General features: G+C 71.2%; 4 protein-coding genes (1 of these 4 cut by a window edge). All 4 read left to right on the top strand.

Going from position 1 to position 15,793, the window contains the following annotated elements:
• Tightly spaced (at most 56 nt apart), the 4 genes in view from BXA03_RS00310 to BXA03_RS00325 form a layout consistent with a single transcriptional unit that may run on beyond the window.
• A protein-coding gene (locus BXA03_RS00310; protein ID WP_076503210.1) for an Ig-like domain-containing protein crosses the window boundary here: on the top strand, nucleotides 1-12,075 show its 3' portion. Its footprint begins 24,552 nt before the window's first position; the window shows 12,075 of its 36,627 coding nt (coding positions 24,553-36,627); its start codon lies off the left edge, out of view; the stop codon is at nucleotides 12,073-12,075.
• Nucleotides 12,076-12,131: 56 nt separating this feature from the next.
• Nucleotides 12,132-12,419: a DUF3467 domain-containing protein gene (locus BXA03_RS00315; RefSeq protein WP_076503211.1), complete on the top strand. Its 288-nt coding sequence runs from the start codon at nucleotides 12,132-12,134 to the stop codon at nucleotides 12,417-12,419.
• Between the two features lie 11 nt (nucleotides 12,420-12,430).
• A complete protein-coding gene (locus BXA03_RS00320) occupies nucleotides 12,431-13,765 on the top strand; it encodes a TolC family outer membrane protein (RefSeq protein WP_076503212.1) in 1,335 nt (444 codons plus the stop codon).
• Nucleotides 13,765-15,663: an RND family efflux transporter gene (locus tag BXA03_RS00325; protein WP_076503213.1), complete on the top strand. Its 1,899-nt coding sequence runs from the start codon at nucleotides 13,765-13,767 to the stop codon at nucleotides 15,661-15,663. The genes BXA03_RS00320 and BXA03_RS00325 overlap by 1 nt, the downstream gene beginning before the upstream one ends.
• The last annotated feature ends 130 nt before the right edge of the window (nucleotides 15,664-15,793 follow it).

The raw sequence follows: 15,793 nt of genomic DNA on the forward strand, positions 1-15,793 counted from the left end.
GCCGAGCAGGTGATTCCGGTCAAGGTGACGGCGCCGGTCGTCGCGGCCGACGGCCAGGCCGTCACGGTCGGCAAGCAGGGCGCCATCGTCCAGGGCGCGAGCGGGCAGCAGGTCGCCTTCGCGGCCGGCCAGCTGGCCGAGGGCGCGCAGGTCACGCTCACCAGCCGCAGCGCCGCCGACTTCGAGGCCGCGCGCCTGCCCGAGGCCATGGACTTCGCGGCCGCCTTCAACCTGCAGGTCAGCGGCTCGGCCATCACCGGCCCGCTGCAGATCGCGGTGCCCACCGATCTGGCGGCCGGCGAGACGGTGTACTTCTTCGTCGAGGTCGAGTCCGACGTGCCCGACGGCGTGATGCGCAAGTACTGGATGCCGGTGGACAACGGCAAGGTGGGCGCGGACGGCTATGCCCGCACCACCTCGCCGCCGTGGCCCGGTCTCTCGCAGAACGGCAACATCCTCATGGCGCGGGCCAACAAGCCCGTGCGCGGGCTGACCATCGACCTGCAGCAGATGTTCAACCCGGCGCTGCTGTTCATCGGCGGCACCAGCCTGATCGGCTTGATGTACTACCTCAAGACGATCACCTTCCCGCTGGTGGAGCAGGCCAAGGTCATCAACGCCTATTCGCTGTACGCCAACCAGACGACCGACTTCGTCATCAACGTGCCCGAGGGCGGCACCGATGCCCGCATCCGCGCGGTGATGCCCACGCCGCCCCAGCCCAATCCGGCGCTGCCACAGATCAGCGCGACCACGCCGCCGAAGTACGACGCCGAGACCGGTGTGCTGAGGATCGAAGGCAGCCAGTTCATGTCGGGCAGCGGCGACATCACGGAGACACGCGTCGTGTTCGCACAGGGCGGCCGCGAGATCGTGGCCAAACCGCTGGTCGGCTCCAGCGACACCCTGCTCATCGTCAAGGTGCCGGCCACCGTGGTGCTCGGCCTCGCCGACGTCACGGTGCGCCGTCCCGAGGCGGTGCCGGCGGTGGGGCCTGACGGCCTGCCGGCCAGCAACACGGCCTACCGCGCCAGCAGCGCCTTCCGGATCCAGAACAACGGCGGCTACGGCTTCGCGGCCGGCATCGGCGAATACGAGCGGGGCAAGTTCGGCGACGGCGTGCTGGTGCTGGACCTGCAGCGCAAGGGCGACCCCAGCGGGGCGCCAGAGCGGGTCATCGACTTCATCAACCTGCAGCGCAGCGTGACGACCAACATCGCCACGCCCGATCTGTCGCGCGTGTTCGCCGCCATCACGCCCTCCGGCGACAAGCCCGGTGCCATCGTGGTGATCGACGGCATCACGCTGCAGCCGCGCGACGCCAACCCCGACACCGACGCGCTCGACTACATCGAGCTGCTGCCCGGCATGTCGGCCACTGCCCTGGCGCTGGACCCGAATGGCCGCTACCTCTACGTGGCGGGCCAGGGGTCGCTGGTGGTGATCGACATCAACCCCGGCTCCAGCTTCCTGCACAAGATCGTCCAGGTGATCCCGCTCTCCGAAGAGGTGGGCGCGTACAACCTGAGCGGCAAGATCAACGACATGGCGACCAATGCCGACGGCACGCGCCTGTACCTGACCATGCCGGGCACCGAACTGTTCGGCGGCACCAAGGCCTGGACCCAGCGTGGCCGCGACCCGGGCAAGGTGCTGGTCATCAACGTGGACGAGGCCGACCGTCCGGTGGCGACCGAGGACAACCCGACGCCGCGCAATCCGCGCCACTGGCGCGAGGTGGTGGGCGCCCTCGACGGCGGCCTGGAGCCCTACGGCATCAAGGCGACGTCGGACAAGAACAAGATGGTCTTTGCCTCGCGGCTCGACATTCCGAGCAACGGTGGCTTCCACACCATCCAGGTGACGAGCGACGACGTCAGCACGCTCACCTCTTTCGCGGCCACCGTGAAGGGGGTGGCGCTCACGATCCAGGACGACCGGCAGCAGAAGTACCAACTCGACATCCGCAACGCGGTGGATGTCGTGGTGACGCCCAACCTCAACTGGGCCTTCGTGCTGGACTGGGGCGTGCCGCCCTCGACCGGCTCCAACGACCCGGCCTTCTGGATGGAGTTCATGGAGACCCATGAATGGGGCTCGAAGGTGGGCATCATCCGCGACCCCTTCGGACTGAACGGCGAGCCGAAGCTGATGGCGGTGACGACGCCGATCCCGCTGGCCTTCGCCACCGAGCTGGTCCTGTCCTCGGACGGCGCCAAGCTCTACGCCACCTACAAGGGGCCGGGCGACGTGCTGGTGTTCGATGTCCAGCAGTTCATCAACGAGGCGACCGAGGCCACCGGCAAGAACTTCAAGCGCTTCCCCATCGACTATTCGCCGCTGAACGGCGACGGCTACGACAGCAAGATCAACTTGCCCGGCATCTCGGTGAGCCGCAATCTGCGCGGCCTGACCGTGCAGCCCTATGACCCGCTGACACTGCTGGAGCCCAAGGGTGCGGTCAATGTCGGCCAGGACGCCACCAAGGCCATCGTGCTGAAGTGGGACGTGGACACGCTGGCCCTCGGCACTTCCGAGTACACGGTGCAGGTCTATGTGAGCGCCCTGCCGCCCGGCCAGGGCCTGTGGCCCGACGACGCGCCGCGCACCCGCATCGACAAGGTCGACAAGAACCCCAGCTACAAGGGCAGCGACAACAACCCCAACCGGATCTGGACATCGGAAGTGCTGGGGGCCGGCACCAAGCAGGCGACGATCCCGCTGGAGATCGTCAAGCTGATGACCTCGGGGCAGAACTACTACTGGGGTGTCAAGCTGATCGCCAACGGCGAAAGCTTCCGGGAGGCCAGCAGCTTCGCCACCGAGAAGGAGGCCTCCACCGGCCTGTACACCAGCGTGACCGTGCTGACCCACGGCTTCCAGTTCATTCCCACGCCCGAACTGGCGGATCCGCCCTTCCAGCAGCCGGAGGCCTTCAAGGAACTGGGCACTGTGATCGCCGAGGCTTCGGGCGGTGGCGTGGTGCTGTACTACGACAAGAACACCGGCCGCTGGTGGGACCCGATCACGCGCCGCTACGGCGCCTCGGCCCTGCAGGCGGGCAAGGCGGTGGTGCTGGTGTCCGACTGGGTCAAGGAGTCGGACATCAGCGACTCGGGCTTCTCCGAGGCCGCGGCCGACGCGCTCTATGCCTCGCTGATCGAGCTCGACCAGGCCACCGGCGGCGGCATCCTCGGCTCGGCGCTGCACTTCATCGGCCACAGCCGCGGCACGGTGGTCAACAGCGAGATCATCCAGCGCCTGGGTGTGCGCAACCCGGATGTGAAGAACATCCACATGACCACGCTGGACGCGCACGACTTCAAGCAGGACTCGCTGGACATTCCGATCCAGTCCATGCTCGACGCCATCGCGACCGCCAGCCAGCTGGCCTCGGTGGCTGTCGCGCTGATTCCGGGCGGGCAGGGCGCCGCCGTGGCCCTGAATCGGGTCGGCGCGGGCATCAAGGAGTTCATCACGTGGGCCGAACGTTTCGGCGTCACGCTGGACATTCCCTACGCCGACTTCATGGACCCGGACGTCAAGCGCTGGAGCAACGTCGGCTTCTTCGACAACTACTTCCAGTCGTCGACGCCGGTGCCCATCGGCTTCCAGTTCCTCGATGCGAAGACCAATGCCTCGCGCGCCGTGACGGCCACGCCCTTCGGCACTCACATCGATGGCGCCGACCTGGAGATCCAGCTGGACAACCTCGCGGGCTTCGGCCAGGACGACTGGATGGGCAAGCTCAACCTGCCCTTCGCCGTCTCCTTCGCCTACAGCTTCGGCCTGGGCGGGCCGCACAGCCGCGTGTGGCAGTGGTATGCCGGCACGGCCGACACCGACATCCTCAGCTTCGCCGACATGCCGATCTTCCGGCGCGTGGTGGACGAGGGCGTGATGGGCCTGACCACCTTCCAGCTGCCCAGCTTCAACTTCACCAACGTGCCGTGGTACCGCAGCTACAACGGGCGCATCTGGGAAGGCATCGGCAACGGCTTCTACTACAGCGACCTGGGTGGCGGCCTGGCCGTGCGGCCCGACAAGGGCAAGGACGCCGGCGTCGACCCGGCCGATCCGGCCAACGACAACACCGAAGTCACCAAGGGCACCGAGGTGGTGCCGTCGGTGTTCAACGGCAACTTCGAGAACGGACTGCGGCAGTCGCTCTACAAGCGGCTGACCGGCGCGGACGACAAGTACCGGTTCCCCTTCTCGTACGAACTGCCGGGTTGGTCCTTCCATGGCGGTTCGGGCTTCGGCCTGACGCTGGGCAGCCTGGGGACGGTGGACCTGACTGGCCTGTTCGTGATGGAGACCAGCCCGACGGCGCTCGCCAAGGAGGTGTTGGGCAAGGTCTTCGACAAGATCTGGGATGCCACCCTGGGCGTGTTGGTGAACAAGGCCAAGGCCGACACCTTCGGCCTGCCCGAAGCCCCCAACGACAAGAGCTCGGACGGCTACAAGAAGTGGTACGAGTCCTGGGTCGAGAAGGAGGCGGAGAACAAGGCCAAGGTGGCCTGGAGCGACAAGTTGTTCGACCAGTTCGACGGCGCCATCTCCAGCATCCTCGACAACCTGCTGCTGCTGGGCAACGACCTGACGGGCACCATTCCCAAGCCCGACGAGGCCTTCAAGATCCAGGGATCCGACAAGTCCATCGACCCGGCCGGCGTCGGCAAGCTCAAGGAGTTCCTCAAGGAGAACCTGGACGTCCTGCTCAAGACCTTCCTGGGCGAGAACAGCAATTACGCGCTGATGATGGGCGGCGGCCAGATCCTGCGCACGCTCGTCGGCGCCTTCTTCCCGGATAACAAGCCGCCGCAGCCAATCGATGACGCGTTGAAGTCGGTGCTCAACCTCGACAAGATCACGCACAACCGCCTGCTGGTGCCGACCGACGAGCCACTGTTGAGCTTCAACATCTTCGCGCCGGCGATGCTCTCGCCCAGCGCCAAGGTCACGATCTCGATGAAGGCCGACGGCATCCAGGACTGGTCCGAGTCCACCGTGCTGGAGCCCAGCTTCATGAAGCGCATCGGCTACAGCTTCGTGGTGCCCGAGCGCTTCAAGGGCAAGGTGGCCACGCTGACGATCGCCGTCGAGAACATGGAACAGGACGTCAGCGTCGACTTCTGGGACAAGGCGACGGACAAGGTGGCCGCAGTCACCGGCGTCAGCTTGCTGAACACGCTGGCCAGCCAGTTCTTCTTCCTGGACGACGTGCGCTTCTCCAAGGGCCTGGAGATCAAGCTCGACCAGTCGAGCATCAACGAGGGCGGCAAGGCCCGCGCGGTGGTGAGCTTCGCGCCCGAGGACCCGACCAAGCCGGTGGTCCTCAGCTTCGACTGGGGTGACGGTGGGCCCCAGCCGCAGACGGTGACGGTGCCGGCGGGCACGAGCTCCTACACCTTCGAGCGCGACTACCCGGACGACAACCCCACGGCGACCTCCACCGATACCTACACCCTGACGGCTGGCGCCACCAATGTGATCGGCGTGAACGGCGCGCGCGCCAAGCTCACTGTCAACGACGTGGCGCCCACGGTGTCGCCGCTGGTCTTCGACAGCGTGCGCGTGAAGGAGGGCGAAGAGCTCACCGTGAGTGGCACCTTCACCGACCCGGCGCAGGACCGCGACGACTACGTGATCGAGATCGACTGGGGCGACGGCACCAAGACGACGGTCACCGACTTCACCAAGCCGACCGGCCCGAATGCGCCGGGCAGCTTCAGCGCCAAGCGGCTGGTGGTGGACGACGACCCCGCCACGGGCACGCCGCAGGACGTGCGCACGATCCGAGTGAGCGTGCGCGACGACGACGGCCTCAAGGGCGAGCGCAGCGGTCAGGTCACGGTGGTGAACGTGCCGCCGGTGATCACCGAGCTGGCCTTCGACAAGGCCGAGGTCAAGGAAGGCGACAAGGCCGTGCTGCGCGGCAGCTTCACCGACGCCGGCAAGCAGGACACGCACACGGTGGTGGTCAAGCGCGGCGGCCAGAGCTACCAGGGCACGGTCACCTTCGCGGACGGCTTGGGCAGCTTCTCGGTCGAGATTCCCTTCGAGGACGACGACCCGACCGGCACCGACGGCGACGACGTCAAGGTGCAGGTCGAGCTCAAGGACGACGACACGGGCCTGGCCACCGGCAAGACCGAGGCCGGCATCCGCGTGCTCAACGTGCGGCCCGAGATCGAGGCCAAGGTGTCGGCCACCAGCATCAAGGAAGGCGAGAAGGCCACCCTCACCATCACCGTGACCGACCCGGGCAAGCGCGACAGCTTCACCGGCGAGATCGACTGGGGCGACGGCATCAAGCAGCAATTCACGATCGCGGCCGGGCAGACCCAGACCCGCGTCGAGCGCGAGTTCCTGGACGACAACCCCACCGCCACGCCGAGCGACACGCTGAAGATCAAGGTCAGCCTGCGCGACGACGACATGCCGGCCGGGAGCACGGCGCCGGTGACGGCGGAGACGCAGCTCACGGTGAACAACGTGGCGCCGGTGGTCGACCTCAGCGGGGACGTGATCGGCACCGTGGGCCAGCCGCTGTACTTCTTCGCCGGGGTGACCGATCCCGGCAAGGCCGACACCTTCACCTACACGTGGCAGCTGGTGGCCGCCGACGGCAGCGTGGTCTTCAACTCGACGCAGAAGGACAAGCAGGACATCCTGCTGCCCGCCCAGAACATCGGCGGCAGCTACACCGTCCGCGTGACGGTGACCGACGACGACACCGGGGAGGGCAAGGCCCAGGTGCGCCTGCTGCTGGTGACGGAGGATCCGCCGCCGCCCCCGCCGGAGGAGCCGGGCCGCAATCCGCCGCCCCCGCCGCCGCCCGGCCAGCCGCCCGCGCCGCCCGGCCCGCCGCAGCCGCCGGCGCCCCCGCAGCCGCCCGTGCCGCCCCCGCCGCCTCTGCCACCGGGCCCGCCGCCGGCCCCGGAGCCGCCTTCGCCACCGCCCCCTGGGCCACCGGCTCCCCCGGCGCCGCCCGCGCCGCCCGCGCCGCCGCAGCCGCCCAAGGAGAAGGAGGACCCGCCCCCCTTCCGGGTGATCGAGGCCGAGCCCTATGACGAGGGCGACACCGTCTACATCCTGGTGCGCGGCCGGCCGTCCTCGACCGCCTTTGCCGGCACCTTCACCGTGACGGTGGACTGGGACGACGGCACCTTCACCCGCGACGTGGTGGTGGCGCCCGACGCCACCGTCAAGCTCGAGCATGTCTACCGCGACGACCGGCCCGGCACGCAGCTCGACTACTACGACGCCAAGGTCAGCTACCAGTACAGCGACGCCGGCATCAGCTATTCGACGCGGCAGACCAGCGTGGTGCGCTTCGCGGTGCAGAACGTGGCGCCGACCGTCACCGTCGCGGCCACACCGGGCAGCAACGGCTTCGACTTCGTCGCCACGGTGAGCGACCCGGGTACGCTGGACACGCACAGCTACACCTGGGTGTTCAGCGACGGCACGCGCATCGCCAATGCCGGGGCACGCGTGAGCCATGCCTTCGGCGGCTCGCAGTCGGTGACCGTAACGGTGGAGGACGACGACGGCGGCGTGGGCGGCATCGTGTTCCGCCTGCAGGCGGCCACCAGCGACCAGCAGGGCCTGGCCTCGCAGCCCATCGCCAGCCATACGGTGCCGGACGCGCAGATCGCGTCGCTGTCGGCGCAGGCCCGTGCGGCCTGGGCTGCGACCGGCACCGACACCGCGGCCCTGGAGGGCGTGCGCGTGGTCGTCGCCAACCTGGGACCCGACGTGCTGGGCTACACCGTGCGCGCCGCCGACGGCAGCGCCACGGTCTATGTGGACGACGACGCGGCCGGCCGCGGCTGGTTCCTGGACGGCACGCCGGCGGACAACGCCGAATTCGTTGCCACCACCGACCCCACCCGCTTCTGGGCCGGCACCGGCCCGGCCGCGGGCCGCGAGGACCTGCTGAGCCTGCTGACCCACGAGTTCGGCCACGTGCTGGGCCTGGGCCATGCGCAGGAGCGCCAGCAGGGTGCGAGCGGCAGCATCATGGCCGGCACGCTGCCCCTGGGCGAGCGCCGCCTGCCCACCGCCGCCGACCTGCAACTGCGCGAGGCGGCTGGCACCGGCGCAGCCGATGCGCTGCTGGCGACCGGCGTGGCCAACGGCGCCTTTGACAGTGCCGCCGACTGGACCACGCGTGGCAACGTCGCCTTCACCGGCGGCGTGGCCACGCTGGGCGAGGACGCGCGCATCAACGCGCGGTTGACGCAGAACTTCCGCGTGCCGGCCGGCGCGCGCTATCTCAGCTTCGACCTGGTGGGCGTCAACCTGGAGGCCCTGGCCGGAGGCATCGGCGATGCCTTCGAGGTGGCGCTGGTGGATGCGGCGACGGGCCTGTCGGTGCTGGGCGGCATCGGCCTGACGCGCACCGACGCGCTCATCAACATCCAGGCCAATGGACGCATCTACAGCGCGCAGGGCGTGAGTTTCGACAACCAGCCGCTGACGCAGCTGCCCGCGGGCAGCGGCACGCTGCAGGTGCGCATCGACGTCTCGGCCATCACTGACCGGCGCGAGGTGCAGCTGGCCTTCGACCTGCTGGGCTTCGGCAGCCTGGGCAGCCAGGTGAAGGTGGACAACGTCGGCTTCGTGGTCGACGGCAACCGCGCGCCGCAGAGCGTGGGCGACATCGCCAGCACGGCGCGTGGCCAGGCCGTGCGCATCGACGTGCTGGCCAACGACGTGGACCCCGACGGCGACCCGATGAGCCTGGCCGTGGTGGGCGCGCCCGCCCACGGCAGCCTGGTGCTCGGCGTGGACGGCGTGCTGACCTATGTGCCCAATGCGGACTACACGGGGCAGGACTTCTTCCTGTACCGGGCCACCGACGGCATCGCGCCCGGCGCGCTGACGCGGGTGGACATCCAGGTCGAGACCGTGAACCTGGCGCCGGTGGCCCAGGCCGACAGCGCCACCACGACGGCCGGCCGCGCCGTCACCATCGACGTGCTCGCCAACGACCGCGACGCCAACGGCGACGCGCTGGCCATCGTGTCGCTCACGCAGCCGCCGGCCGGGCAGGGCAGCGTGGTGCTGGACCAGGGCCGCGTGGTCTACACGCCGGCCGCCGGCTTCACCGGCAGCACGAGCTTCAGCTACCGCGCCTCCGACGGCTTCCTGCTGAGCGAGGCGGTGACGGTGAGCGTGACGGTGCAGGCCGTCAACACCGCGCCGGTGGCGGTGGACGACAGCGCCACCACCGACGAGGACACTCCCCTGGCCGTGGCGGTGCTGGCCAACGACCGCGATGCCGAGGGCGGACCGCTCTCGGCGGCCATCGTGACCGGCCCCGCGCATGGCAGCCTGCAGGTGCTGGCCGATGGCCGGGTGCAGTACACGCCTGCGGCCGACTACAACGGCGCCGACAGCTTCACCTATACCGTGAGCGACGGCGAGTTCACCAGCGCCGCGGCCACGGTCCGCCTGACGGTGCGGCCGGTCAACGACGCGCCGCTGCTGGAGGCCCTGGCCGACGCGCGGCTGGCCGAGGGCGCGGCGCTGGCCGTGTCTGCCCGCGGCAGCGACGTGGACGGTGACGTGCTGAGCTACAGCTTCGAGGCCGCACCCGACGGCGCCACCATCGATGCGGCGACCGGCGCCATCCGCTGGACCGCCGGCAACGGCCCCGTCACGCAGCGCTTCATCGTGCGGGTGAGCGACCCGGGAGGGCTGCGCGCCAGCCGCAGCTTCGACGTCGCAGTCGACAACGTGGCGCCGCAGGTGCGTGCCAGCGGGGCGGCGCTCGCGGTGGCAGGGCAGGACTACGTGCTCTCGCTGGCCTACACCGACCCGGCGGACCTGCCCACCCAGTGGCTGATCGACTGGGGCGACGGCAGCCGCAGCACGCTGGAAGGCGGCCTGCGCAGCGCCACGCACGCCTATGCCGATACCGGCAGCCGCCAGATCCAGGTGACGGCGCGCGATGCCGACGGCGACTGGGCCGCCGCGCCGGTGGCGGTGCAGGTGCGCGCCGCCAACCGGGCGCCGGCGCTCGACGCCGTGCCCAACCAGCGGGCGGCCGAAGGCCAGCCCCTGCAGCTCGCGCTGCGCGCCACCGATGCGGACGGCGATGCGCTGGACTGGCGCCTGCTCACCGGCCCGCAGGGCGCGACGGTGGATGCGCTGGGCGTGCTGCGCTGGCAGGCCGGCAACGGCCCGGCGGTGCAGGACTTCGAGGTGCAGGTGGCCGACGCCGCGGGCGCCACCGCCAGCGTGCGCTTCCGGGTGGACGTCGACAACGTCGCACCCACGGTGCGTGCACAGGGCGCGGCCACCGTGCTGCAGGGGCAGGCCTATGCGCTGGCCTTCAGCTACGCCGACGTCGTGGACACCGTCACCGAATGGCGGGTGGACTGGGGCGACGGCAGCAGCAGCCGCCTGCCCGGTACCGCGGTGGGCACCACCCATATCTACGACACGCCGAGCGCCGGACGCACGGTGCTGGTCAGCGCCGTCGATGCCGACGGAAGCTGGCAGGCCACCGCGCTGATGGTGGCCGTGCGCGCGCCCAACACGGCGCCGGTGGCCCGGGCCGACCAGGCCACGGTCGACGCCGGTCAGTCGGTGGAGATCGACGTGCGCGCCAACGACAGCGATGCCGAGGGCAGCGCCCTCGTGGTGACGCTGGCGGGCGCCCCGTCCAACGGCCGCGTGGTGCTGCTGGAGGGCGGCCGCGTGCGCTACACGCCGGCCGAGGGCTTCAGCGGGCGCGACAGCTTCACCTACACGGTGAGTGACGGCGAACTGGCGAGCGGGCTGGCGACCGTGGACATCACCGTGCGTGCGGTGGGGACGCCACCCCCGCCGCCGCCGCCGCCGCCGCCTCCGCCTCCGCCTCCGCCTCCGGTGACGGAACCCCCGGTGACGCCGCCGCCGGTGGTGCAGCCGCCGGTGACACAGCCGCCGGTGGTGCAACCACCCGTCGTGCAGCCTCCGGTGGCCCGGCCGCCGGTGGTGGCCATGCCGCCGGTGACCCTTGCGCCGGCGCCCGTGCTGCCCTTCGGGACGTCGCCCGCGTCCGCGTTCACGGTGCCGGTGGACGGGCCCGCCGCGCAGCCGCCTGGCGGCCGCGTGCCTGAGCCTGCGCTGGGCCTGTCGCCGCGCCCGCTCGAGGGCCTGGGCCAGTGGCGCAGCGACGGCCGCGTCACGATGCTGGCGCAGACCGCGCACACCGGCGGCCAGTCCCATCCGCAGGCCAGCGGCTTCGTGGTGATCGAGAGCGGCCGTCCGGCCGACCGTCCGCCCATGGGCGCGCTCAGCGACCTGCTGCGGCCCGCGCCGGCACCGGCCGATCCGTCCGCACCGATGCAGATCCGCCAGGTGGTGGTCACCGCCGCAGGGCCGCACCTGCGCCTGAGCCAGCCGCTGGACTGGCGCGCCCTGGCCGCCGGCGGCACCGGCCCGCTGCGTCCGGCGGCGGTGCAACTGCTGCACGAAGGCCGCAGCATCCCGGGCCGGCTGGTGCCCGATCCGGATGGCGCCGGCTTCGTCTTCGTGGCCGATGGCGGTGCGCTCGCCGCCGGCACCTATGTGCTGGTGATCCGCACCGGCCCGGGCGGCCTGGTCGATCTGCAGGGCCGCGCGCTCGATGGCGACTTCGACGGACGGCCGGGCGGCGACTTCCGCGCCCGCTTCGTGGTCGGCGCGCCAGCCGCGCTGCGTGCGGATGCGGCCAGCACGGCGGGCGAGGGTGCCGTGGTGGCCGCGGCCGCCACGCCCGTGCCCGCCGGCGACACCGGCCTGCCACTGGAGCGCCGCCAGTTCACCCTGGACCCGGGCGGTGACCCGGCCTGGGCCTCCTGGCTGGGCGGCGTGGCCGGTCTGTCGCTGATGGCCGGTGTGCTGCCTGTGCGGCGCCGCCGGCGCGGTGCGGCAGACGGCGCCGCCGATGCGGCCGACCCGGTGGTCCAGCTGGCCCGCCCGGGCCTGCCGCCCGAGGCCGCGCCGCGCCATGCCGGCGTGGGCTGGATCGGCGGCTGGCTGGCGTCCGAGGACACGCCGCCACCGGCCCAGGACTGGCACATCCGGCTCTGACGCCACGCCCGACGAACGAAGCCACGAACAAAACCCTTTCCGAGGAGAAGCAGCCCATGGAACCCCACGACACCCCGCCCGCCGCCGACGGCGCCAACCCGCGCATCCAGTGGAAGGTGGACGGGCTCAAGAGCTCGTACGTCAACTTCGCCAACGCCAACTCCACGCAGGAGGAGGTGGTGCTGAACTTCGGCATGAACAACAACTGGGACCGCATGGCCCCCGAGGTGGAGATCGAGCTCACCCATCGCATCGTGATGAGCCCCTTCGCCGCCAAGCGGCTGTCGGAGCTGCTGGGCCGACTGGTGTCGCAATACGAGGGCCGCTACGGCCCGTTGAAGTGAGGAGGTCCGCCATGCCCACGACGCTGAACTCCCGCCGTCTCGCCCGCCATGCCTGGCTGCTGCCGCTGGCCCTGTATGCCGGCACGGTGCCGGCCGCCACGCTGGGCGAGCTGCTGCAGCTGGCGCGCGAGAACGATGCCCAGTGGGCCGCCGCCCGCGAGGCCGCCGCCGCCGGTGCCGAGAAGGCGGTGCAGGGCCGCGCCGGCCTGCTGCCCACCGTGAGCCTGAACGCCAACCTGCGCGAGAACGACGAGCATTCCAGCACCTACCAGGGCGGGCGCGACTACACCTCCAGCGGCGTCACGCTGCAGGCGGCCCAGCCGCTGTACCGGCCGGCCAACTGGGCGGCGGCGAAGCAGGGCGAGCTGCAGTCGGTGCTGGCAGCGCAGCAGCTGCGCATCGCCGAACAGGAGCTGCTGCTGCGCGTGGCCAAGGGCTACTTCGAGGTGCTGCAGGCACAGGACGCGCTGCAGACGCTGCAGGCGCAGAAGGACTCCTTCTCGCAGCAGCTGGCCCAGGCGCAGAAGAGCCTGGACGTGGGGGTGGTGCCGATCACCGACGTCAACGAGGCCCAGTCCCGCTACGACCTGACGGTGGCGCAGGAAGTGGCCGCGGCCAACGAGCTGGAGGTCAAGCGCCGCACGCTGGAGAAGTCCATCAACCGCGAGCTGCCGCCGTTGGCGCCTCTGGCCCCGCAGGCCGGCATCGACCGTGTGCCGGCCGAGCAGGCGCGCGACTGGGTCGAGCGCGCGCCCACCGAATCGCTGCAGGTGTCGGCCGCGCAGATCACGCGCGACATCGCCGAGCGCGAAGTCGCCGTGCGAGAGGCCGGTCACCAGCCGGCGCTGGACCTGGTGGCCAGCGTGGGCGAGAACCGCAATGCCAACTTCACCAGCCTGGGCCGCAACACGGTGCGCCAGGCCAGCGTGGGACTGGAGCTGTCGCTGCCGATCTACCAGGGCGGCGCCATCAGCTCCCGCGCCCGCGAGGCCGCGGCCAACCTGCGCCGCGCCGAGCAGGAGCTGGAGGACGCCCGCCGCCAGGCCCGGCTGGATGCGCGGCAGGCGCAGCTGGGCGTGCAGTCGGGCCTGGCGCTGAGCCGGGCACTCACCCAAGCCGAGCAGTCGGGGCAGACGCAGCTGACCTCCACCCGCCGTGGGCTGGAGGTGGGTTTGCGCAACCGCATCGACGTGCTCAATGCCGAGCAGCAGCTCTATGCCACGCGGCGCGACCTGTCGGCCGCGCGCTACCAGACGCTGATCGCCGGCCTGCAGCTCAGGGCCGCGGCCGGTCAGCTGACCGAGCCCGACCTGATGGCGCTGGACGCGCTGCTGGCCAATCCGTGATGCCCGTTTCGCACGACGCAGCTGCGGCCGATGCCGACGCATCCGCGGCGCGGCCGCCCGCCAGGCAGGGTCCGGGTGCAGGTGCAGGTGCAGGCGCCATCGGCGGCCCGCAGGCCGACCCCTGGCAGGCGCTGGCCCAGGCCGGCCATGCCGGGGCATGGCTGGGCGCCTGGCTGCAGGTGCTGGCCAGCGCGCTGACGCAGGCCCGCGCCGGTCTGCTGCTGCTGCGCCAGCCGGACGACAGCTTCGCGCCCGTGGCCACCTGGCCGGCCGGGCGCGACCTGGCCTACCTGGCCGAGATCGCCACCGAGTCGCTGCGCACGCGCGAGGGCGTGGTGCGGCGCGACGAGCTGCGTCATGTGCGCCTGGCCTACCCGCTGGCGCAGGATGGGCAACTGCACGGCGCCGTCGTGCTCGACCTGGGCCCGGCCGCCGAGCCGGCTGTGGCCCAGGCCTCGCGCCTGACCCACTGGGGCGCCGGCTGGCTGCTGGAGATGCTGGGCCGCCATGAGGCGCGCGATCAGGCCGCCCGCACCGCCGACGGCGCCTTCCTGCTCGACACCGCGCTCGCGCTGATGGCTGAGCCGGGCCTGCGCGAGGCTGGGCTGGCGCTGGTGAACCGCCTGGGCCGCCGCCTTTCGGCCCGGCAGGTGCTGCTGGCCCTGCCGCGCGGCAAGGCGCTCAAGCTGCTGGCGACCTCGCATGCGGCCAGCTTCGACGAACGGGCGCAGGCGCTGGGCCAGGCGGTGCAGGCCATGCACGAGGCCTTCGATCAGCGGCGCATGGTGCAGTGGCCGGCACCGGACGATGCCGATCCGCTGCTGCTGCGTGAGGCCCATCGCCGCCATGCCGAGGTGGTGGGCGCGCCGGCCCTGCTCTCGTTGCCGCTGGCCGATGTCAACGAGGTGGTGGGCGTGCTGCTGCTGGAGCTGGAGTCGCCGCCCGATGCCGCGGCGCTGCGGCTGCTGGATGCAGCGGCAGGCGTGCTGGCGCCGGTGCTGCGGCTGCAGCGCGAGGCGGGCGAGAGCCTGCCGGCGCGCAGCCTGCGCCGTGGCCGCTTCTGGCTGGGCCGCATCGTCGACGGCTCGCATCCGGCCCTGAAGCTGGGCGTGGGCGTGGCGGCCATCGTGCTGCTGCTGCTGGCCGTGGTGCCCGCGCCCTTCCGCATCTCGGCGCCAGCCCTGGTGGAAGGGGCCGTGCAGCGGGCGGCCGTGGCGCCCTTCGAGGGCTATGTGCGTGAAGCCCCGGCCCGTGCGGGCGACGTGGTGCGCCGCGGCCAGGTGCTGGCGGTGCTGGAGGACAAGGACCTGCGGCTGGAGAAGCTGCGCTGGGAGTCCGACCTGGAGGTGGCGCTGGGCAAGGAGCGTGAGGCGATGGCCGCGGGCAACCGGGTCAACCAGCGGCTGGCCTCGGCCCAGGCCAACCAGGCGCGGGCGCAACTCGATCTGGTGCTGGCCAAGCTGGAGCGGGTGAACATCGCCGCGCCCTTCGATGGCGTGGTGGTCAAGGGCGATCTGTCGCAGCAGCTGGGCTCGCCGGTGGAGCAGGGCAAGGTGCTGTTCGAGCTGGCGCCGCTGGATGCCTGGCGGGTGATCCTGAAGGTGGACGAGCGCGACATCGGCGAGGTGCGGCTGGGGCAGGGCGGCCGGCTGGTGCTCGCGAGCCTGCCGGGGCAGGCCTGGGATTTCACGGTGAGCAAGATCACGCCGGTGTCGGTGGCGGAGGAGGGGCACAACTTCTTCCGCGTGGAGGCGCAGCTGGCGCAGGGGGCGCCCAAGCTCAGTCCGAACATGGAGGGCGTGGCGAAGGTGGATGCGGGGCGGGCGAGCCTGCTGTGGACGTGGACGCGGCCGTTGGTGCATTGGGCGCGAATCGCCTGGTGGAAGTGGACGCCGTGATGGGTGTCGTGTCTTGCCTTTGCTGTGCTGGCCCTGCGGTGTGCGTTGCGTCTTGCTGCGCCCTCTGCTTGGTCCGCCGGCCCCGGCCTGCGCGCGGGCGGCGCCCACAGGCTGCGGCCCTCGCTGAACG

It is taken from the genome of Pseudacidovorax sp. RU35E (genome assembly GCF_900156165.1).
In the GTDB taxonomy this organism is placed as follows: domain Bacteria; phylum Pseudomonadota; class Gammaproteobacteria; order Burkholderiales; family Burkholderiaceae_C; genus Xenophilus.

Excerpts from the sequence above, each read along its gene's own strand:
- BXA03_RS00315 (WP_076503211.1), top strand. The coding sequence starts at position 12,132 with ATGGAACCCCACGACACCCCGCCCGCCGCCGACGGCGCCAACCCGCGC.
- BXA03_RS00320 (WP_076503212.1), top strand. The coding sequence starts at position 12,431 with ATGCCCACGACGCTGAACTCCCGCCGTCTCGCCCGCCATGCCTGGCTG.
- BXA03_RS00325 (WP_076503213.1), top strand. The coding sequence starts at position 13,765 with ATGCCCGTTTCGCACGACGCAGCTGCGGCCGATGCCGACGCATCCGCG.